The organism is Bacillus sp. AK25 (assembly GCF_048270685.1).
Taxonomy (GTDB): Bacteria; Bacillota; Bacilli; order Bacillales; family Bacillaceae; genus Bacillus; species Bacillus altitudinis.
This window is the reverse complement of sequence record NZ_JBLUWC010000001.1, coordinates 3374133-3395124: the sequence shown is the minus strand read 5'-3', so window position 1 is coordinate 3395124 and position 20992 is coordinate 3374133. Positions and strand designations below refer to the sequence as shown.

Sequence of the window (20992 nt, the reverse complement as noted above, 5' to 3'; positions counted from 1 at the left end):
TTTATTGTGTGTGCAATAATATAAATTTATGGCGAATTTATGACATTTCAATAGAAATCTGTTGAAAAATAAATGAACTTTTGAAAAAAGGGGAGCTAACTCCAACAGATTTTGATAGCATTACAAAGGGAAGAAAAGTTTTCGAAGGCAGATGGCTTTTCACAATTATTCAGCAATTTATACATTATTTAAGGAAGGATGGTGATCTTCTTGTTCAGAGCCATTAAACCTATGCTTTTATTAGCGATGCTCGTGAGTGTTTTTGTATTAGGAGGTTGCAGCAATATCGCTGTTTTAGATCCTAAAGGACCAGTCGCAGCACAACAAAAAGACTTAATCCTTTTATCTATTGGATTCATGCTCTTTATCGTTGGTGCGGTATTTGTACTGTTTACCATCATTTTGGTTAAATACCGTGAGCGTAAGGACGTTGGAAACGCCTCTTATAACCCAGAACTACACGGGAATACGCTTCTAGAAGTTGTCTGGACAGTGATCCCAATATTAATCGTTGCTGCCCTTTCAGTTCCAACTGTAAAAACCATTTACTCTTTGGAAGAGGCGCCTCAAGCAACAAGTCATAAAGATCCACTTGTCGTTTATGCTACAGCAGTTGATTGGAAATGGATCTTCAGCTATCCAGAGGAAAATATTGAAACAGTGAACTACTTAAACATTCCAAAAGATCAGCCGGTTTTATTCAAAATCACTTCCGCTGATACAATGGCATCTCTATGGATTCCTCAGCTAGGCGGGGAGAAGTATGCGATGGCTGGAATGGAAATGGAACAATATCTTCAAGCTGATGAAGTAGGCACATATGAAGGAAGAAACGCCAACTTCACAGGCGAAGGCTTTGCTCAGCAAAAATTCAAAGTCAATGCGATGACGCAGTCTGACTATGATAAATGGGTAAATAAAACGAAAAAAGAAGCACCAAAGTTAACGAAGAAAACGTATGACTACTTGATGCTTCCTGATGCTGCAGATGTGCAGACATTCTCATCAACACATTTATCTTTTGCGAAGCACGGAGAGGATTCTGAATATGCACTCCAAGCACGCAAACGTTTAGGTTACCAATCAGTTTCTCCGCATTCCAAGACAGATCCTTTCGAGAATGTGAAGAACTATAAAAGAAAACTAGAAAACGAATAAACTGACTAAGGAAAGGAGGAGGCCGTTATGCATTTAAAATGGGATGAGTTTTTTGTAACTGGAGACCCATTAATTCTTGGTGCGCAAATTTCTATCGCTCTTACTTCCATTGCCATTGTGTTTGTTTTAACCTACTTCAAAAAGTGGAAATGGCTCTGGAAAGAATGGCTGACATCAGTTGATCATAAAAAGCTTGGAATCATGTATATCCTTGCTGCTGTGATTATGTTCTTCCGCGGTGGGGTAGACGGACTGATGATGCGCGCGCAGCTGGCGCTTCCTAATAATACGTTTTTAGATTCAAACCACTATAATGAAATTTTCACAACGCATGGTACGATCATGATTTTATTCATGGCGATGCCATTCTTAATTGGTTTAATCAACGTCGTGGTTCCTCTTCAAATTGGTGCACGTGACGTTGCATTCCCTTATTTGAACAACTTGAGCTTCTGGACATTTATGGTCGGAGCAATGCTGTTCAACATTTCCTTCGTTATTGGAGGATCACCAAGTGCAGGCTGGACGAGTTACATGCCGCTCGCCGGAAATGATTTCTCACCAGGACCTGGACAGAACTACTACTTGCTCGGGCTCCAAATTGCAGGTATTGGTACACTAATGACAGGTATTAACTTCATGGTGACCATCTTAAAAATGCGTACAAAAGGTATGACGCTTATGCGTATGCCGATGTTTACATGGACAACATTGATCACGTCTGTCATTATCGTTTTCGCATTCCCTGTTTTAACAGTTGCTTTAGCACTTATGACATTCGATCGTTTATTCGGTTCAGCATTCTTTACACTCGAAGCGGGCGGTATGCCAATGCTTTGGGCGAACCTTTTCTGGATTTGGGGACATCCTGAGGTATATATCGTTATCCTGCCGGCTTTCGGTATTTTCTCAGAAATCTTTGCGACGTTCTCAAGAAAGCAGTTGTTTGGTTACAAAGCGATGGTTGTATCGATTGTGGCAATCTCTGTTCTTAGTTTCCTTGTGTGGGTTCACCACTTCTTTACAATGGGGAACAGTGCAGCGGTTAACTCATTCTTCTCGATCACAACAATGGCCATTTCTGTACCAACAGGTGTGAAAATCTTTAACTGGCTCTTTACAATGTATCGAGGCCGTATCAGTTTTACATCCCCAATGCTTTGGGCACTTGGTTTCATCCCGAACTTCGTAATCGGTGGTGTGACTGGGGTTATGCTTGCGATGGCAGCTGCGGATTACCAGTACCATAACACGTACTTCTTAGTATCCCACTTCCACTATGTATTAATCGCAGGTACTGTATTTGCTTGTTTTGCAGGTCTTGTTTTCTGGTATCCGAAAATGTTTGGTTACAAGTTAAACGAGCGAATCGGCAAATGGTTCTTCTGGGTATTCATGATCGGATTTAACATCTGTTTCTTCCCGCAGTACTTCTTAGGACTGCAAGGAATGCCAAGACGTATTTATACGTATGGACCAGAAGATGGCTGGACTGCACTTAACTTTATTTCAACAATTGGTGCATTCATGATGGGTATCGGATTCATCATCCTTTGCTATAACATTTACTACAGCTGGAGACATGCGAAACGTGAAGTGTCTGGAGACAGCTGGGGAGAAGGACGTACGCTTGACTGGGCGACATCTTCTGCAATTCCGCCGCATTATAACTTTGCAGCACTTCCAGAAGTGACGACACCAGATGCATTCCATCATTGGAAGCAAAACAATGTAGACGTTCATCCTGAAAAAGAATTCAAGAAAATTCACATGCCGCACAATTCAGGCAGACCGCTAATCATGTCTGCATTCTTCGGACTTGGTGCATTCGGTCTTGTATTTGAATGGTACTGGATTGGCGTTATTGGCTTAATCGGTGTATTCGCAACAATGATTTTACGTTCATTTGAATATGACGATGGCTACTATATTCCTGTTGAAGAAGTGATTGAAACAGAGAAAAAGAATAAGGAGGCGCAGAAGTAATGGGACATAATGATAGCAGCTATGCAAATGCACCGCTTGAATATCAGTCTGAAACAGGACGTTTAAACATCCTTGGTTTCTGGATATTCCTTGGCGCGGAAATCGTGTTATTCTCAACACTTTTTGCGACCTACTTTGTTCTTCATGGCAGAACAGCTGGCGGCGTTTTGCCAGCTGAGCTATTTGATATGAAGCTTGTACTGATCATGACATTCCTGCTATTGGTGAGTTCATTTACATGCGGAATTGCCGTTCATGAAATGCGCCGTGGAAGTACAAAAGGGGTTGTCATTTGGACGATTCTGACACTGCTTCTAGGTGCAGGCTTCGTTGGTTTTGAGATTTTCGAATTCTTCCATTATGTACATGAGGGTGCGAGCATCCATACAAGTGCATACTGGTCTGCATTCTTTGTTCTTTTAGGAACTCACGGATTACACGTATCCATCGGTATCTTCTGGATTACGGGCGTCTTGTTCCAAATTAAAAAACGTGGATTAACACCACAAACAGCAGCGAAGATCTTTATCTCAAGTCTATACTGGCATTTCCTTGATGTTGTATGGATTTTCATCTTCACAGCTGTGTACTTGATCGGATTAGGGGGGCTTTTGTGATATGGCTGGAAAAACACATTCCTCAGCAGAGCACGAACACTTCCCTTGGAAACACGTAGTCGGCTTCATTCTCTCCATTGTGCTAACCATCTTAGCATTCTGGATTGCCATCGGAGCTGAAATTGGCAGTTCTGCGAAACTATGGATTATCTTTGGTTTTGCCTTCATTCAAGCATTCTTGCAGCTGTTCATGTTCATGCACATGACAGAGAGTGAGAACGGGACTGTTCAAGTCGGAAATACTTTGTTTGGTCTATTCTGTGCGATCATTTTCGTCATCGGGTCTGTTTGGATCTTCGCGGCTCACTACAGCCACGGAGAGAACAGCAAAGACGGTTATTCACCATCTGCGCCAAAGCAGTCTGAGCATTCAGAGAAATAATAAAAAACCACTCATCTTTCATAGGTGAGTGGTTTTTTATGCTGATTGTGATAACGCTTCCAATTGATGATGCGATATCTATCTGCTGCTGAATCTTTTGCGAATGAATGGAAGTCCATAGATGAGGAAAGCTGCAATGTGAGCCAGAATCACGTTAATGGCAAAGAATGCGATCATGAAGGTATGTCCTGCTGGAGATAAACTGCTTGTCATGTAAAGACCGAAGAAAATCCACATAATCATGATGGGTGGAATAGATGCTAATGCAATCTTTCTGTTTTCCAACCATAAAAACAGGGGTGTAGCTGTTGCAATACATAGGTACGCAAAGAACATATCCATCGTATCCAACTCCTTTGTAAGTTGATGTTCAATTCAAATGAGAGGTCAGGATGCAATTGTGTCTGTTTTTAGGAGATATTGTGAACATTTTGTTACAAATATTATACCACAATTGACTTTGAAGTAAACTCAATAATTGGAAAATGGGCCTTATTCCGCAGAAATTGTTTTTTTTCTTATACCTCAGTTAAGCTTATGCTGGCAAGATGTTCACCTTTCATATCGCCACATAAGTCATTGAATTTTCCCCTTAAAATCTGTAAAATAATCTTTTTAAAGGACTTATGATCGGTTGTCATAATAGAGTGGAAAGGAATTTTTTCCTATTGTTAGGATGAAAAGTATTTCATTTTTTGAAATTAGAATGGAACCTTTCAGGTGTCACTTCCGTCATATTTAAGGTGAGTTGCTTTTGTGAAAATTTCAATCTAATATAAATAAGGGCTTTTATGTTTTGTAATAAGGGTGGTTAGTTCATGAACAAGCAGAATACATCTCCTTACTATCAAGGAGATTTGATTTTTATATTTTTAGCCTTCTTTGCCATCAGTGTCATCGCTATTTATGCTGCGGGACAGTTTGGGCAATATGGATCTAATGCATGGACCAGACAGATCATTTACTACATGGTCGGGGTCATCTGTATTGTGGCTATTAATTACTTCGATCTGGAACAATTAGAAAAGTTAAGCCTATATATTTTTATAGGCGGCATTATGCTCTTAATTCTTTTAAAAATTGCTCCTGCACAAATTGCAGGTCATGATTTTGCTCCAATTAAAAATGGTGCAAAAAGTTGGTTTGTGTTACCGGGAATTGGAACATTTCAGCCTTCAGAGTTCATGAAAATTGGTTTGATTATGATGCTCGCCTCTGTCATTGGGAAGGCAACCCCAAGAGGAAAACGAACATTAGAAGATGATATTTTCCTACTATTAAAAATTGCCGGCGTGGCTGCTGTACCAGTCGGACTCATCTTTTTGCAAGATGCAGGTACGGCTGCGGTATGTATGTTTATTGTCGTTGTCATGGTCTTTTTATCAGGGGTCAACTGGAAATTGATCTCTCTCATCGGTTCAGTGGTTGTGCTCTTAGTTGCCGCTGTGTTAGCCGTGATTATTCTATTCCCTGATTTCGCACAAAAGATCGGGATTCAGCAGTATCAGATCAACCGGATTACCGCTTGGCTGCCTGATAGTTCTTCGACAGCCAACCAAGCCCAGACACAGGATGCATCTGGATCGGATAAATATCAAGTCGAGCAAGCCATTATGGCAATTGGGGCAGGACAAATTTTCGGGAACGGTGTTAAAAACTTAAAAGTGTATGTTCCAGAAGCACAGACAGATATGATTTTCTCTATCATAGGGGAAGCCTTTGGTTTTGTCGGCTGCGCATTTGTGGTGATCATGTTCTTCTTCCTGATTTACAGGCTTGTTGTGTTGATTGATCGTATCCATCCTTATAGCCGGTTTGCGTCATTTTTCTGTGTAGGATATACAGCATTGATTGTCATCCATACATTCCAGAACATTGGCATGAACATAGGCGTCATGCCTGTAACGGGGATACCACTCTTATTCATCAGCTTCGGGGGAAGCTCTGTTTTATCAGTTCTGATTGGATTTGGTATCGCCTATAATGCAAGTGTTCAGTTAACGAAGTATCAAAGTTATTTATTTAAATAAAACGGGTAAAGGGCAGTCTAAGCGTAGGCTGCCTTTTTGGTGTGAGTTCTAACTTTTGAAAAGCAATATTCATTTGACTTATGATAGTAGGAGTGAAGGAGGTCTTCGAATTGAATAAAACGATAGAAACCATCTTAAATCATCGGTCCATCCGTTCGTTTACAGATGAGCGTCTGACAGAGGAAGAAGTGCTGACACTTATCAAAAGTGCGCAGGCTGCTTCGACATCAAGCTATGTACAGGCGTATAGTATCATTGGTGTAACAGATCAGGAGAAGAAGGCGAAGCTTGCTGAACTGGCTGGAAATCAGCCATACGTTGAGAAGAATGGGCATTTTTTTGTTTTCTGTGCAGACTTGAAACGCCACGACTATATCGCAAAAAAAGCAGGGAAAAACCATCAAGAAGCGTTTGAGAATACTGAAGCCTTTCTTATCAGTGTGATTGATGCGGCGCTCGCTGCGCAAAATGTCAGTGTCGCCGCAGAATCTATGGGACTTGGCATCTGCTATATCGGCGGACTGCGTAATCAGCTGAGGGAAGTATCCGAACTACTTGAAACACCTTCCTATGTGCTGCCGCTATTCGGATTGGCCATAGGACATCCTGCCAATCCATCATCTCAAAAGGAACGGCTGCCCGTTGAGCTGATCTACCATGAAAACACATATCAGCAAGACGAAGCTCATGTGGATCGTTATTTAAAAGAATACGATGATCGTATTTCATCATATTATGAAGAACGAACAAACGGTGAGAGAAAAGATACATGGTCTGAGCAAATGCTTCGAGGCTTTAGCCAGCCAAAACGTGCTTTCCTCGGAGATTTTGTGAAAGAGAAGGGCTTTAATCGAAAATAAATCAGGAAATCCCCCTTTCGAGTGAGAGAGGGGGATTTGTGTAAGAGGTGCGACATCATGAAATTAAGTATACTGGATCAATCTCCTTTGATTGGAGATGCGACGCCTGCTGAGGCACTGAAGCAAACCGTCGAGCTGGCGAAGCAGGCAGAGAAATGGGGCTATCATCGTTTTTGGGTATCAGAGCATCACTTTTCAAACCGGCTCGCAGGATCGAGTCCAGAGGTGCTTCTCGGTCATTTATCTGCTGTGACGTCACATATCCGTATTGGCTCAGGCGGCGTCATGCTGCCCCACTACAGTGCCTATAAAGTGGCAGAGAACTTCAGAGTGCTCGAAGCCTTGGCTCCGGGCAGAATTGATCTTGGCATTGGACGTGCTCCTGGAGGTATGCCGATCTCCTCCATTGCCCTTCATCATGGAGAACGGAAGCGACTCGGTGATCAATATCCTGAGCAGGTAGAAGAATTGAAGGTGTATTTACATGATTTAGCCGATGAATTTTATCCGCTGCCTCACCTGACTGCTTCTCCGAAGGTAGATACTGCCCCAGAGGTATGGATGTTAGGTTCCTCTGGAGGAAGTGCACGGCTTGCCGCAAAAGCAGGTGCAGGCTATACGTTTGCTCTTTTCATTAATGGAGAAGGCGGAGAAGACTCTGTGTCGCAGTATATCAGCCGATTTGAACCTTCAGAATTTGGTGATGAGCCGCGTGTCAGTCTTGCGGTCTTCGTTTTATGTGCAGAAACAGAGGAACAGGCAGAAAAATTGGCTGTCAGCTTAGATTTATCATTATTAGCTAACGAACAAGGACAGAACCTTGGCGGCTTTCCTTCATTTGAACAGGCAAAGGCCTATTCCTACAGTCCATATGAACAAAAACGAGTAGCAGCCAATCGACAGAGGATGGTTGTTGGCACGCCATCCTCTGTGAAGCAGCAGCTGACAGCACTCGCAAAGGCGTATCGTACAGATGAAGTGATCGCTGTGACCATCACACATCACATACAAGACCGTCTCACATCGTATCGTTTATTAAAAGAAGCTTTTGACGCATAACTTATGTAAATTTACCGTCTGCGCAGCCAATAAAAGGGATAGAGGAGCATCATGGTGAGAATAAAGGCAGCTGTCACCGCCAAGCTAAGCGGATAAATGCAGGTGGTATAGACAGTCAGTTCACATGCTTGATGAAAAGGACGAGGCTGTTTTGCATGTAAAAAGGTAAAAAAATAAACCAAGGTGATCGTGAGAAAAAAAGCCGTCATAAAAGAAACGATCCATAGCCATATCAACATGAATTTCTCTTTCCTCCATATATGATAGAAAAGCCTTGTTGAGCTGATGGGCTCATACAAGGCTTATTATGTGATTCTTGTTTATTCAGGATAAATATCGAATGGTTCTTTCGTTTGAACCGTATCTGATTTGCCTTTCAGGCTTGCATACGCAAGCATTGTATACTCACCTGCTTCTAACTTCTGTCCTTTATTGATCGTGCCATTCCATTTCACACGATGCTCTCCTTTATCAACATGTTGATAAACTCCTGCTTCACCTAAATACTCTCCATCTGTCGAGTAGACGAGGAATGCAAGATTTTCAGCACCGCCTGGGAGATAGCTACTAATGACATAGCTTCCAGCACGGTTATCAGGCTCTACGGAAACCGAAGTGACGCGCGGGTAATCAGGCTCTTTTACAATCAATAAAGTAGGGATTTCAGTGACCTTTCTGCCATTTTCGCGAATGGTGATACTGCCTTGGTACGTTCCTTTTTTCGTTTTTCCATAATTCACTTGTACTGCGGAAGTAAAGGACCCTGTGGAATTCCCTTTTACTGTGATTTTTTTCGTGCCGTTTGTGCTAATGCCATTGCCATCGAACTTGTAATCAATGGTATAGGTTTTCGGTGCTTTTGACAGGTTTTCTACCTTGAACTTCTTCGTTTTGATTTGAACGCCCTTTTCTTTTAAGAAAGTGCCGTACGAATAGCTTGCATCAGACACAATAGAAGACGCTTGAAGTGATTCGATGATTCGAACGCTGCCTGTGCCCTGCGTATTGTGAGGGAACTGGCTGCCATTTGGGTCATACAATGTTTCTGCTGTATTCATCATCAGCGCTTTAATTTGCTCTGTAGAATACGATGGTTTTGCTTGTTTAATAATCGCTGCTACTCCGGCTACATGAGGAGATGCCATGCTTGTTCCTTGCTTCGATCCATAGCCGTATGGCTGAGAAGGATCGTGTGTCGGAATGGTGCTGACAATACTCACGCCAGGTGCTGAAAGATCTGGTTTGATCATCCACGTATCGACAACAGGTCCGCGAGATGAGAAGTCAGCGACTTGTTCACTTAACTCTTTCACAAATTGAATCGAGAAAGTTGTTGTATTGTTACCAGCCTCAATGGCTTTAACAAGTGCTGTTCCTTCCGCTTTTGACAGCTTAATCGTCGGAAGGGCTAGACCTGGTACATCCACAGGGATTTCTCCATCGGTATTGTTGTACATGACAACGCCGATCGCACCAGCAGCTTTCGCATTGTCCACTTTATCAACAAAGGCAATGGCTCCACGTTCAATCACTGCCACCTTTCCTTTGACATCGATGTTTTCAAAATCTTTTTCGTCACCGATGCCTGCTTGGACGAGTGTGACTTGTTTTTGGTCAAGTGCTTTTAAATCATTTTCTTGATAGTAGCCCATCACTTTTGCTGTTGAATAGTTCGGGAATTTCACGTTGTATAAACTGTACGGAAGCTGAGTGGCTCCGACAGAAATAGCATCTCTTGATGTCCCAGGAGATCCAACGGTCCAGCTGTTTGGCCCACTGTTTCCGTTTGATGTCACAGCAACAACCCCTTCAGACATGGCCCAATCCAGTGCGATGCTTGTTGCATAATCAGGGTTATTCACACTGTTCCCAAGAGAAAGGTTCATGACATCGGCTCCGTCAGTGACAGCCCGGTCGATGCCTGCAAGGACATTTTCAGTTGTTCCTGATCCGCCTGGTCCAAGGACACGGTAGGCGAGAAGGGTAGCGTCTTTAGCGACACCTTTAATTTGTCCATTTGCCGCAATTGTTCCTGCGACGTGTGTACCATGATCTGTCGATTCGCCTCTAGGATCTCCTTTTGGTGTTTCTTGTGGAGAATAGTCATTATCAACAAAGTCATAGCCTTTGTATAATCCGAAGTTTCCTTTTAAATCAGGGTGGGTATAGTCTACTCCAGTATCAATGACAGCGACTTTTACCCCTTTTCCAGAGTAGCCGGCATCCCATGCTTTTGGGGCACCGATAAATGGAGCACTTTTATCCATGAGTGGAGAGACATCCTCATTAGGAAGCTGGACGCTTTCCTTTTTCACTTCATCTGTTTGATATGTAACATCCGGATAAACGGCTTTTACTCCGTCAACTGCGAGCAGTTTCGGGATTTCGTTTGCAGGAAGTTTCATAGAGAAACCAGAGAAGACTTTTTCATATTCTTGACGAACACTCGCTTTATCTAACTTTTTGAGTGCTGCATTCTTTACTTTCGTTCGAGATTTTTTGAGGGAGGCCTTTGTTTGTGCTTCGCCTTCTTGCTTGGCTTCAACTAAGGATTTTTCCTTTAATTCAACAATGACAGTGGTGTGTTTTCTAGACTTAACATTGATTTCGCCGAAGATTTCTGCTTTTTCCAGTTCCACCTGTTTGTTCGATGGAGCGGCAGCAGCCTGACCTGAAAAGAATGTGGATAAGGTAAAAATAGTGGAGAACAATAGAACAGAAGAACGAGAGATTACTTTTTTCAATTAATTTTCCCCTTTCTAGCTGTGTATTTAGGGAGATAGCCTTTCTTTTTGTGGATAAATAGGAAAGATTCACTGCCCGTTATTAAGTATTCCATACGATGAAACCAATTCCTTTACTGAAATGGTCTTATTTTACATAGTCATAAAGAACTATTTTGTTTATAAAGTCACACTTATGCACAATAATCTGTTGATAACTCGATTATTCAGATATATATATGGAAAATAAAAAAATCTCATACACAAAATCTAGTAAGAGGGTGTTGATATGTGGATAAACCCTGTTGATAAGATGTGCTTATCTTTGGGATAGTGTGTGTATAAAATTTTCATAGAAACATTGTGGAACATGATCATCTTCTGCACTTTTCAACAAAACTTCTGAAAACTAGTTCGTTTTTTCACCCAGATTGTGACAAACCTCTCTTTTTTCTCGGGATATGATAGGAACAGTTAATTTGCTAGAACTGCTAGATTCTAAGGAAAGCGGAGGGATGTTCAGTGAAGAAATGGAAGAACTGGTTGAGTGTATGGTTTGGTTTTGTGATGAATGTGCTTGTGAATCCTGGTGAGCTGCTGAAGAAGCAAGGGGTGAAAGTGACAGCAGTGGATGGAGGATTCTTTCTTGCGGTGAATGAGAGAAAGCTAGAGAAACTGGCAGTTGAAAAGAAGAAGAAGCGCAGGATAGAAAAGCCGTTTCAAGAAAGTCTGATGATGCTTGATGAAAAGACAACGAGAGAGGCTCGTGCCGGTCCGTTCTTATCTTTACAGAAAAGTTGAAACAGGGTAAAATCCCACATAAGACACGTTATCTGTGGGAGAGGATGCCCCTTGAAGATATATAAAATATTGAATAACAATGCAGTGGTTGTAAAGGAGGGTGATCAGGAGAAAATTGTGATGGGGCCCGGAATTGCTTTTCAGAAGGGGAAAAATGACGTCGTTCCCGTTCAAAAAATAGAGAAGATTTTTGTTGTGCGTGAAGAAAATGAGAAATTCAAACAAATTCTTGCGACATTGCCAGAAGCGCATATTGAGGTGGCAGAGCATATTATTAGTTATGCAGAGGGTGAACTCATGATGCCGCTCAGTGATCATATCCACATTTCACTGACAGATCATTTATCCTTTGCCATTGAACGCGTTCAAAAAGGCATTGTCTTATATAATAAATTGCTTGGTGAGATCAAAGTCTTATATAAGCAGGAATATGATATTGGAAAGTATGCCATTCGTTATGTAAAGGAGCGGCTTGGGGTTGACCTGCCGGACGATGAGGCAGGGTATGTGGCACTTCATATTCATACGGCCAAAATGAATACGGAGTCCATGAAGAAGACGGTCAAATACACAACGATGATCAAAGAAATGATCGAGCATATCGAAAGCGTTTTTGAGCGCTCGATTGATGAGGATAGTATTTCATATCAGCGCCTTGTGACACATTTGAGGTATGCATTAGGCAGGTTGGAATCGAATGAAGCATTTCAAATCATGGACGATGACATGCTGACTTTTATCCAAACAAAGTATGATTCGGCTTACCGGTGTGCACTTGGACTGGCTGATTTGCTGAAAAAAGAATATGGACTTCATCTCCCTGAATCGGAGATCGGCTACATCACGCTGCATGTCCAGCGTCTGCAGGATGCCGAATTGGTGTAAAGGTTGTGCCTGTCCGCAGGCTTTTTTTTATGCACACTACTCTAATTAGTGTATATGGGTCATTTGATTCGAAAAAATAGGTTGACGCAGGTCACGCTCTTATACTATGATGAAAGCGTAATCAAAAACCAATATCGTGGGATTGTGACTGTCAGGCAGGCAAGACCTAAAATTTGCGTAACGAGGGGACGTGTATGTCCTTTCATCGTTAGTGAATTTTAGGTCTTTTTTGTTTTAAAAAAAGGGGGAGACAACATGGATTATCAAAAAACAGCCAAAGAATTAACAACATTATTAGGCGGCAAAGAAAATGTCATTAGCGCAACACATTGTGCCACACGACTCCGATTGGTGATGAAAGATGAGGCGTTGATTGACAAAGATGCCATTGAAGAACTTGAGGGTGTGAAGGGTGCCTTCTCAAGCTCGGGTCAATTCCAGATCATATTTGGAACAGGTTCTGTCAACAAAGTATATGAGCCTTTTGCGCGTGAGGCGGGTCTTGAGGCAGACGACGAGAATCAAAAACCAGCCAGCCATGATGAAGCCGTGAAGCAAAAAATGAATCCACTTGCACGTTTTGCCAAGACGCTATCGAATATTTTTGTACCAATCATTCCAGCGATTGTAGCAAGCGGTTTATTAATGGGCCTATTAGGTATGATGAAAGCCTTCAAATGGGCTGATCCAAGCTCTGCCATCTTCCAAATGCTAGATATGTTCTCAAGTGCTGCCTTTATCATTTTACCGATTTTAATTGGGGTTAGTGCAGCCAAAGAGTTTGGTGGAAATCCATATTTAGGAGCTGTCATTGGGGGCATTATGATTCACCCGAGCTTGCTGAATCCATGGGGACTGACAGACGCAAAACCAGAATATATGCATCTATTCAACTTTGATATTGCGCTTCTTGGTTACCAAGGAACGGTCATTCCCGTGTTATTAACTGTGTATATCATGTGCGTGATTGAAAAGAACTTAAGAAAAGTTGTGCCGAACAGTATTGATTTACTTGTGACGCCGTTTGTGACGGTGATTGTGACTGGATTTGTGACGTTTATTGCTGTAGGACCGCTAGGGAGAATGCTCGGTACAGGGATCTCGAATGCACTCACTTATGTTTATGACCATGCAGGATTCTTAGCTGGACTGATTTTCGGAGGTGCTTATTCTTTAATTGTACTGACAGGTGTTCATCATAGCTTCCATGCGATTGAGGCAGGACTTCTGAATGATATTGGACGGAATTATTTGCTGCCGATCTGGGCCATGTCCAACGTCGCTCAAGGCGGAGCTGGGCTAGCGGTCTTTTTCTTAGCAAAGCGTGCAAAAACGAAAGAAATTGCTTTACCAGCAGCATTTTCTGCTTTCTTAGGTATTACAGAGCCGGTCATATTCGGTGTGAATCTTCGTTATCGTAAGCCATTTATTGCTGCAATGATCGGAGGTGCATTAGGCGGGGCGTTTGTCGTCTTCACGAAGGTAGCCGCCAACGCTTATGGTTTAACAGGGATTCCGATGATTGCCATTGCAGCTCCATTTGGTTTACAAAATGTGGTAAATTATGTTATTGGTATGTTAATAGCTGTTGCTGTTTCATTTATTCTTACCATCATCTTTAAAGTCAAAGAAGTCGAAAAATAATCAAGGAGTGGTCACAGTGATGACAACAACGGACGCAGCACTTCGTCAAAAGGTAACAGATCGTATTCGAAACTATGAGCATTTGGTGAAAAAAGATGTGTACCGTCAGAACTTCCATTTAATGCCGCCAGTCGGTCTTTTAAATGACCCGAATGGATTGATTCAGTGGAAGGGAGTCTACCATGTGTTTTATCAATGGCAGCCATTTAAAACAGGACATGGGGCAAAATTCTGGGGTCACTACACATCAACCGATCTAGTGAATTGGCAGCATGAAGAGGCTGCCCTCACGCCAAGTGATTGGTTTGATCAAAATGGCTGTTATTCTGGCAGTGCAGTCATTGACGATGGTCGTATGTACGTGATGTATACCGGAAATGTCCGTGACGAGCAAGGGAATCGTGAGACATATCAATGTTTAGCTGTGTCAGAGGATGGGGTTCATTTTGAGAAAAAAGGTGTCGTGGCGACTTTGCCAGCGGGATTCACTGCACATTTTCGTGACCCGAAGGTGTGGAAGCGGAATGGAAAGTGGTACATGGTCCTTGGAGCACAAAGTGAAGATCTCAAAGGACATCTTGTTTTATTCACATCTGATACATTAGACAATTGGACGTTTCAAGGCATTATTGCAGGCAGTGGAAAGAATGGATTAGACCATTTCGGATACATGTGGGAATGTCCAGATCTGTTTGAATTAGACGGTCAGGATGTATTGATCGTGTCACCACAGGGGCTGAAGCCTGATGGATTTAAATACAACAATACACATCAATCTGGTTATTTTGTTGGTACATTCGATGATCGTACCTACCAATATACGCATGGAGCGTTTGAGGAGCTGGATCGTGGCTTTGACTTTTATGCACAGCAGACTTTCCAAGATGAATCGGGCAGACGCATTTTAATGGGATGGATGGGTGTACCAGATCAAGGGGAAGAGCATCATCCAACTGTCTCTTATCAATGGATCCATTGTTTGACGATTCCGAGAGAGCTTCGTTTAGATGATGAAGGACGTCTTATTCAAAAGCCGGTAAGTGAACTTCGATCTATGCGGACAAATGAGCAGGAGCATGTTTTTCACGTTAAACGATCTGTTCACTCCATTCCTGTTGAAGATTTGACGAGCGCAGAGGTATTCATTGATCAAATTGAAACACAAAAAGGATTTGAATGCTGTATCCGTGCTGCTGCTCGTATCATTTATGATAAAGATGAAGGCAAACTAACATTAGAGCGAGATCGATTTGAAGATCGAACAAAGGAAGTTCGTGAAGTAGAAATTGATGAATTACAGGATCTGCATATCTTTATTGATGCATCATCGATTGAGATTTTTGTCAACGGAGGCCGGGAAGTATTTACTGCACGTTACTTTCCTTCCCCGGGAAATAAATCAATCTCCATCAGTGGTAGAAATGAAACGAAGCTTAAATTGAAGACGTGGCATTTGCAAAAAGAAGCAGATCAATGATCTGCTTTTTTCTAGTGAGATCAGCCTGTATCTTAAAGCCTATATCATGTATATACAAGGTTGGCCTGAAGCGGTTTGATGACGTTTTACATATATGATAACAGGTTCAATTATGGTATCATTTTAAAATATATACAGCTGAGGCTGACGTTTATCCAAATGCGGTAGGACAAAAAGGGGTTGTTTACTTGAATTCAAAACAGCAGCCGACGACTAGAAAACGCTTGGAGACAATGGCAGATCATGTTGAAGATAAACGTGAAGAATATAAAGAATTGCTAATTCAAGTCCAATCTATTCTCGGTGAACCTTCTCTAGAGCAGGAAGAATTAAAAGAGAAGCTGTCAGATACGTATAAACAAATGAAAGAATATGCCTTATTTGTTGAATCCATTGAAGCCTTTATTCGAAAAATGGCGAAAGAATCTGATCAGCAAAAGTAGGTGAAAAATTATGGTGAAAGAGTGTACCTGGGAGCGGGTATGCTTTTTTTATTTAAAGATTATCTATGTCAGTTTTATTCTAAATCTTAATGTATGAAGATAATAGAAATTTGTAGATAGAATATTTAATGTATATGAGTTATAAAAGTGCAAGAAACATTACAATGCGGAAGGATAACCATTCTTCTCAAAACAGAGAACTGATATCCATATTTTATTTAATATATGAGTAGATAGTAAAAATAATCCTAAGGTCTGTCTTAGGATTATTTTTTGAAATTCTTTTATGTATTTCTTGAACCCACTTTCAATCCAGTAAAGTGAGATCAATTATTGTATTTTGTATCTTATGGAATTGTGGAATTTATTTTTATGGCTTTAATAATAGTTTTTGATCTCCGTATATAACATTTCTTCTAGTTTTTTTTCCTCTAGTATACTAAGGACTGTTACAGCTTTTTCAGTATACTCTTCAGGTGAATCCATGTTTAAGTTTTTTAGACATATCCCTTTACGACCATAGCAGATTGCCATCTCCCTGTATGCACCATGTCTTTTACAGAGAGGGATTGCTTCTTCTAATACAACTAATGCCGACTTAAATTTATTGTATTTTATTAAAAGAAGCGAAAAATTAACTCGAATATTAATTTCAATTTTATAAGTATCTTGAAAATTCTTATATATATTAAGTCTTTTCAATGCATTCTTTGCTATATGTATAGCGGTTTCTATAGGAAATATAAAAAGTATAGAGTTTATCAGTCTAATATCAATCAGGTACCAATTTTCATGCTTAGAAAGACGTTCCCAAACAGTATCTACGTGATTGCAAGCTTGTTCAATACTACCCGTTTCATGAAGCACTATTAAAGCTGTACAAATACATTGAATATCACTGACCAATTGGTCCTCCGAATCTGATAGCAACCTTTCAGATTCTGTTATCAATTGTCTTAATTTGTTCGGATGATTGAAAGTCGTACGAAAAAAATCGTTAATAAACTTTTGCCTTCGAGTATATTGAAAATCGTTCATAATATAGTGAAACTCATCTAAAGAAACGTCTACTTTTTCCAGTAAAGCCATAAAAGATGACGCAAGTATGTCGATTCGATGTAGTTCAAACTTTGAATAAGCACTTTGTGATAGCAAACCACTAGAAACATAATGCTGAGTATATCCTTTGTTCTTTCTAATTGATCGCATAGTCTGTCCTATATTGTTAAGCAATTTTAATGTCCCCTTTCAGTCTTATTTGACTAAAATGTTATGAATGGTTCATACCATAATATAATAAATCCTGGAAATTGAAAAAAGCGTAGAGAACTATTTATAAACAGCATTACAAATATAGAGGAGAGTTGACTAAATGATAATTTGGGCTTTAATCACTACAATAGTATCTTTTATTTTAATTTTTTATTTTTGGAATGAAGATAGAAAAACATCATATGTATTCATAATGGCGACTATTTTTCTTATTTTTCTTGACCTTGGTTTAATATTTATTTGAGTATTGAAATTGTGTTTATTTTGCGGGTTGAAATAAGAATATTTGTCGTGATGATGATTTCTCGCCTAATATTAATAACTGCTACGAGATGAAATCAGGAGAAGTTCGACTTAAAGAGTACCAAAAATTGTCGCTTTATGTGAACTCTATGTTCCACGGAAGATGTGGAAAGGTATCTTTGGAAAAGATAGTATCAAAACGAATTAAGATTGATTAAATCAAATGAATGGAACATTCGGAGTTTATAAAAATAGGAGATTTCAGAAAATATCTAAGTGGAAGAACTCTTATAATGACTGAGCGGAAGGCTTGTAATACTGATATAAGTTGAACCCCAAAAATTGACTTATTACATATAGAATGCAACAAATATAAAAAGGGGGTTCAACTGTTGATGAATTGTGCAATATTAAAGGAATGACTAGTTTACACATCAATACGCTCTGTAAGTTTTATAAATTACTTTGAAATTTATTTATACATATGGTTTATTGCGATAATTTTCCCCTTATTTGTCCAAACGATGTGCGGAATGTTTCGTTGGTCCGATGTATTCGTTTAGTTGGAAAGAGCCTTTAATGGCAGCTGTGATGAATTCTTTTGCTGCATAAATGGCTTCTTTCACGTCTGAGCCGTTGGCTAGTTCAGCTGTGACTGCGGCTGAGAATGTGCAGCCTGCACCGTGTGTGTATTCTGTGTCGATCTTATCTGTTTCAAGGCGTTCGAAGGTTTGTCCATCATAAAGCAAATCAATCGCTTTATCAGGGCTTAGCTTACCGCCGCCAGTGATGACCACATATTTTGCACCAAGTTCATGGATGCGTTTTGCGGCTTCTTCCATTTGTTCCATCGTTTTGATCTCGCCAATGCCGCTTAATTGACCTGCTTCGAAAAGGTTAGGTGTGATAACTGTTGCCAGTGGTGTGAGCTTTTCGCGCAATGCTTCAGCGTGCTCTGGGTAAAGGACTTCGTTCGCACCTTTACATACCATAACAGGATCAATGACGACATTTTTCAGCTCATATGTTTTGATCGTTTCAGCTGCGAGTTCAATGACGTCAACTGTTGGCAGCATACCTGTTTTTAATGCATCTACACCGATGCCTTCCACGATCGTTGAGAGCTGTGCGCGGATGGTTGATGTATCGATTGGAAACACTTGATGATCCCAGTTGTTATGAGGATCCATTGCAACGACAACGGTTAAAGCTGTCATCCCGTAGACGTTTTTTTCTTGAAACGTTTTTAAATCTGCTTGGATACCTGCACCGCCGCTTGAATCCGAACCTGCGATGGTGAGTGCTTTATTCATAGACATAGTTGCTGAACCTCCAATGTGATGTGTAACAGTTACTGTTCTATCCCTTATTATAATCAGCTTTTCCATTTATCACAATGAAACGGCATAAAAAAGCGTTCCACTCTTCATGGAACGCCTCATTCTTTATCTTTTACAAATCACCAATTTCCCTTTTTTCAGCTCCTCTAAAAGCGTTAAGGCTAATTCTTGATCGGCACCGGTCGACATGATTTTGGCCATCAGTTCATCATCTCTGGTGCGAATGACATTGGCGATCTGATCTAAAATCCCTTGATCGACAGCTGTCATGCTCTTTGCTTCCGTGTACTTAGTAACGGTATCAGAGCGTTCGGGGTCATACGCAAACACAAACACATCGTCCTTTGCTGATTGTATCTGTTCGATCGTCTGTTTGGCTTCTTTACTATTCTCAACTGTGAAAAATTCCATCATCATCACTCCTTTTCATCAAAAATTCCCATTTTCTCGATCAATCAAACCGCCTTTTATATCATGAGAAGAAAGCCGATTTATGTTTTAATGAAAAAGACGAATCTATTAAAGGAGTTAGGCCGATATGAAGATTTCTTTACTAATTGTGACACATAACCGGCTGAGCGCATTGTGTGAGCTGCTTGAATCCATCTCGAGACAAAGCGTACAGCCTTTTGAAATTGTGGTCGTAAATGATGCAGGAGAGCGAGTGGACGTGATTCAGGAACTCTATCCAGAGCTGCCAATCCGCTTGATTCATTTAGATGAGAATGTCCAGCATGTGAACGCAAGAAATGTTGGCGTGCGTGAGCTGACAGGTGACGTCATTATGCTGAGTGATGACGATGATTATTTTACACCTTGTCATATTGAACGTATGAGCAAGGCGCTGGAAGACGCTGATTTTGTCTTTTCGGATGCGGAAATTGTTTCGTTTGAAGAACGAGGTGCGACTCGTTTTCCAGTATCAAGACGTTTGTTTGCTTATACAGCGGACATTGAGGACATGCGTGTTTTTTCTACATATGTTCCTTCTGGCAGTATGTACAAACGACGCATTCACGATGAGATCGGCTATTTTGATCCAGCGATGCATCACTACTGGGACTGGGACTTTTTCCTGCGTGTTACGCAGCATGCACGAGCCAAACGAGTGCCTGCTGCCAGTGTGATCTATGCGTTCTTTGATGGTGGGGGCAATCAGTCGAGTGATCTTGGTGAAACAAGGAAGAACTATTTAGATGATCTGAGTGAAAAGCATGGGCTCGGTGATTTGCCGACAGCGAATTTTGCTGTCCTATTAGAAGAACCAGCGATGAAAAATCGAGAATCAGAGAGTGAGATTGTATGGGATGGAAAACCGATGATCTCAAGATTGGCACAGCAGACAGAAGGAGGACAACCGCAATGAAGCCATTTTTAAATGATAGCTGGTGGGCTGTGATGAAAAGTGAATTTGAACAGCCATATTATCAGGAATTACGTGAGTGGGTAAAGGAAGAATATCGTACGCAGATCGTGTTTCCAAAGCCAGATGACATTTATCGTGCCCTCCATTTGACGTCGTATGAAGATGTGAAGGTCGTGATTTTGGGACAAGACCCTTATCATGGCCCAGGACAGGCACACGGATTAAGCTTTTCTGTTCAGCCTGGTGTCAAGCATCCGCCATCTTTGAGAAATATTTTTCAGGAGCTAAAGGATGACCTCGGCTGTCCGGTCCCTAACCATGGCTCGCTTGTCAGCTGGGCAGAGCAGGGTGTCTTGCTGTTAAACACTGTGCTCACTGTAAGAAAAGGAGAAGCGAACTCGCATAAAGGCAAAGGCTGGGAACGTGTGACAGACCGCGTCATCGACGTCCTGAATGACCGAGATCAGCCAGTCGTTTTTGTGCTTTGGGGCAGACATGCGCAAAATAAAAAAGAACGAATTGATCAAAGCAAGCATTACATCATTGAATCACCCCATCCAAGTCCTTTTTCTGCAAGAAACGGCTTTTTTGGCAGCCGTCCGTTCTCAAAAGTAAACGCCTATTTAAAGCAAATGGGGATCGATGAAATCAACTGGTGTATTAAGGATATTGAATCAAAATAGGACGAGGGAAAATCCCTTCGTCC

Annotated in this window: 20 protein-coding genes; 14 read left to right on the top strand and 6 right to left on the bottom strand. The window is 41.1% G+C overall.

Annotated elements, in window-relative coordinates; translation table 11 throughout:
* Positions 1–201 precede the first annotated feature (201 nt).
* The 4 genes from qoxA to qoxD are packed head-to-tail and all read left to right on the top strand — an operon-like array spanning position 202 to position 4143.
* Complete coding sequence (gene qoxA, locus ACNO7B_RS17590; protein WP_089374137.1) at positions 202–1158, top strand: cytochrome aa3 quinol oxidase subunit II; 957 nt, start codon at positions 202–204, stop codon at positions 1156–1158.
* Positions 1159–1185: 27 nt separating this feature from the next.
* Entirely contained in the window at positions 1186–3144 is a 1959-nt protein-coding gene (qoxB, locus tag ACNO7B_RS17585) for a cytochrome aa3 quinol oxidase subunit I (protein ID WP_007497822.1), read from the top strand.
* Positions 3144–3761 (top strand): cytochrome aa3 quinol oxidase subunit III, encoded by a 618-nt coding sequence (qoxC, locus tag ACNO7B_RS17580; protein WP_007497820.1) that lies wholly within the window; start codon positions 3144–3146, stop codon positions 3759–3761. The genes qoxB and qoxC overlap by 1 nt, the downstream gene beginning before the upstream one ends.
* Before the next feature lies 1 nt (position 3762).
* Positions 3763–4143: a cytochrome aa3 quinol oxidase subunit IV gene (gene qoxD / locus ACNO7B_RS17575; RefSeq protein ID WP_007497818.1), complete on the top strand. Its 381-nt coding sequence runs from the start codon at positions 3763–3765 to the stop codon at positions 4141–4143.
* A gap of 78 nt (positions 4144–4221) precedes the next feature.
* Here qoxD and ACNO7B_RS17570 read toward each other — a convergent pair whose 3' ends face one another.
* Positions 4222–4485, bottom strand: coding sequence for a spore morphogenesis/germination protein YwcE (locus ACNO7B_RS17570; RefSeq protein WP_008345491.1), 264 nt, complete (start codon positions 4483–4485; stop codon positions 4222–4224).
* Positions 4486–4961: 476 nt separating this feature from the next.
* On the opposite strand from ACNO7B_RS17570, the gene ACNO7B_RS17565 reads away from it, so the two are divergent.
* The 3 genes from ACNO7B_RS17565 (at position 4962) to ACNO7B_RS17555 (ending at position 8092) form a co-directional block, all read left to right on the top strand.
* Entirely contained in the window at positions 4962–6173 is a 1212-nt protein-coding gene (locus ACNO7B_RS17565; protein WP_008345489.1) for an FtsW/RodA/SpoVE family cell cycle protein, read from the top strand.
* A gap of 110 nt (positions 6174–6283) precedes the next feature.
* Positions 6284–7033: an oxygen-insensitive NADPH nitroreductase gene (gene nfsA / locus ACNO7B_RS17560; protein ID WP_065461296.1), complete on the top strand. Its 750-nt coding sequence runs from the start codon at positions 6284–6286 to the stop codon at positions 7031–7033.
* 54 nt (positions 7034–7087) lie between these two features.
* Complete coding sequence (locus tag ACNO7B_RS17555; protein ID WP_065461605.1) at positions 7088–8092, top strand: LLM class flavin-dependent oxidoreductase; 1005 nt, start codon at positions 7088–7090, stop codon at positions 8090–8092.
* Between the two features lie 11 nt (positions 8093–8103).
* Here the strand turns inward: ACNO7B_RS17555 and ACNO7B_RS17550 are convergent, their stop codons facing one another.
* Entirely contained in the window at positions 8104–8331 is a 228-nt protein-coding gene (locus ACNO7B_RS17550) for a hypothetical protein (protein WP_017360133.1), read from the bottom strand.
* An 81-nt stretch (positions 8332–8412) separates the two neighbouring features.
* On the bottom strand, positions 8413–10836 hold the full coding sequence (locus ACNO7B_RS17545; protein WP_052320532.1) for a S8 family peptidase: 2424 nt from the start codon (positions 10834–10836) through the stop codon (positions 8413–8415).
* Between the two features lie 501 nt (positions 10837–11337).
* On the opposite strand from ACNO7B_RS17545, the gene ACNO7B_RS17540 reads away from it, so the two are divergent.
* The 5 genes from ACNO7B_RS17540 to ACNO7B_RS17520 all read left to right on the top strand — a co-directional run bounded on the left by ACNO7B_RS17540 (position 11338) and on the right by ACNO7B_RS17520 (position 16065).
* Positions 11338–11616, top strand: a complete 279-nt coding sequence (locus ACNO7B_RS17540; RefSeq protein WP_048002996.1) for a hypothetical protein — start codon at positions 11338–11340, stop codon at positions 11614–11616.
* A 51-nt stretch (positions 11617–11667) separates the two neighbouring features.
* The gene (locus ACNO7B_RS17535) at positions 11668–12501 is read left to right on the top strand and encodes a PRD domain-containing protein (RefSeq protein ID WP_026050173.1); all 834 of its coding nucleotides are present in this window, start codon (positions 11668–11670) and stop codon (positions 12499–12501) included.
* Between the two features lie 255 nt (positions 12502–12756).
* Entirely contained in the window at positions 12757–14145 is a 1389-nt protein-coding gene (locus tag ACNO7B_RS17530) for a sucrose-specific PTS transporter subunit IIBC (RefSeq protein WP_008345474.1), read from the top strand.
* A 19-nt stretch (positions 14146–14164) separates the two neighbouring features.
* Complete coding sequence (locus ACNO7B_RS17525) at positions 14165–15622, top strand: glycoside hydrolase family 32 protein (protein WP_017360128.1); 1458 nt, start codon at positions 14165–14167, stop codon at positions 15620–15622.
* A 188-nt stretch (positions 15623–15810) separates the two neighbouring features.
* Positions 15811–16065, top strand: a complete 255-nt coding sequence (locus ACNO7B_RS17520) for a hypothetical protein (RefSeq protein ID WP_008359596.1) — start codon at positions 15811–15813, stop codon at positions 16063–16065.
* 378 nt (positions 16066–16443) lie between these two features.
* Here ACNO7B_RS17520 and ACNO7B_RS17515 read toward each other — a convergent pair whose 3' ends face one another.
* The 3 genes from ACNO7B_RS17515 to ACNO7B_RS17505 form a co-directional block, all read right to left on the bottom strand.
* The gene (locus tag ACNO7B_RS17515; protein WP_056704120.1) at positions 16444–17298 is read right to left on the bottom strand and encodes a helix-turn-helix domain-containing protein; all 855 of its coding nucleotides are present in this window, start codon (positions 17296–17298) and stop codon (positions 16444–16446) included.
* A gap of 791 nt (positions 17299–18089) precedes the next feature.
* Positions 18090–18899, bottom strand: a complete 810-nt coding sequence (locus ACNO7B_RS17510) for a bifunctional hydroxymethylpyrimidine kinase/phosphomethylpyrimidine kinase (protein WP_008343648.1) — start codon at positions 18897–18899, stop codon at positions 18090–18092.
* Between the two features lie 126 nt (positions 18900–19025).
* On the bottom strand, positions 19026–19331 hold the full coding sequence (locus ACNO7B_RS17505) for a general stress protein (RefSeq protein ID WP_417901771.1): 306 nt from the start codon (positions 19329–19331) through the stop codon (positions 19026–19028).
* A 127-nt stretch (positions 19332–19458) separates the two neighbouring features.
* Here ACNO7B_RS17505 and ACNO7B_RS17500 point away from each other — a divergent pair, with 127 nt between their 5' ends.
* Together ACNO7B_RS17500 and ACNO7B_RS17495 are read left to right on the top strand one after the other, a co-directional pair.
* Positions 19459–20286 carry a glycosyltransferase family 2 protein gene (locus tag ACNO7B_RS17500; RefSeq protein WP_035702458.1) on the top strand — a complete coding sequence of 276 codons (828 nt, stop codon included), beginning with the start codon at positions 19459–19461 and terminating at the stop codon, positions 20284–20286.
* On the top strand, positions 20283–20969 hold the full coding sequence (locus tag ACNO7B_RS17495; RefSeq protein WP_017360124.1) for a uracil-DNA glycosylase: 687 nt from the start codon (positions 20283–20285) through the stop codon (positions 20967–20969). The genes ACNO7B_RS17500 and ACNO7B_RS17495 overlap by 4 nt, the downstream gene beginning before the upstream one ends.
* Positions 20970–20992 lie beyond the last annotated feature (23 nt).

Bases quoted from the DNA above. Each gene is read 5' to 3' on its own strand.
- qoxB (WP_007497822.1), top strand. From the start codon at position 1,186: ATGCATTTAAAATGGGATGAGTTTTTTGTAACTGGAGACCCATTAATT.
- qoxC (WP_007497820.1), top strand. From the start codon at position 3,144: ATGGGACATAATGATAGCAGCTATGCAAATGCACCGCTTGAATATCAG.
- qoxD (WP_007497818.1), top strand. From the start codon at position 3,763: ATGGCTGGAAAAACACATTCCTCAGCAGAGCACGAACACTTCCCTTGG.
- ACNO7B_RS17570 (WP_008345491.1), bottom strand. From the start codon at position 4,485: ATGGATATGTTCTTTGCGTACCTATGTATTGCAACAGCTACACCCCTG.
- ACNO7B_RS17565 (WP_008345489.1), top strand. From the start codon at position 4,962: ATGAACAAGCAGAATACATCTCCTTACTATCAAGGAGATTTGATTTTT.
- ACNO7B_RS17550 (WP_017360133.1), bottom strand. From the start codon at position 8,331: ATGTTGATATGGCTATGGATCGTTTCTTTTATGACGGCTTTTTTTCTC.
- ACNO7B_RS17530 (WP_008345474.1), top strand. From the start codon at position 12,757: ATGGATTATCAAAAAACAGCCAAAGAATTAACAACATTATTAGGCGGC.
- ACNO7B_RS17525 (WP_017360128.1), top strand. From the start codon at position 14,165: ATGACAACAACGGACGCAGCACTTCGTCAAAAGGTAACAGATCGTATT.
- ACNO7B_RS17510 (WP_008343648.1), bottom strand. From the start codon at position 18,899: ATGTCTATGAATAAAGCACTCACCATCGCAGGTTCGGATTCAAGCGGC.
- ACNO7B_RS17505 (WP_417901771.1), bottom strand. From the start codon at position 19,331: ATGGAATTTTTCACAGTTGAGAATAGTAAAGAAGCCAAACAGACGATC.
- ACNO7B_RS17500 (WP_035702458.1), top strand. From the start codon at position 19,459: ATGAAGATTTCTTTACTAATTGTGACACATAACCGGCTGAGCGCATTG.
- ACNO7B_RS17495 (WP_017360124.1), top strand. From the start codon at position 20,283: ATGAAGCCATTTTTAAATGATAGCTGGTGGGCTGTGATGAAAAGTGAA.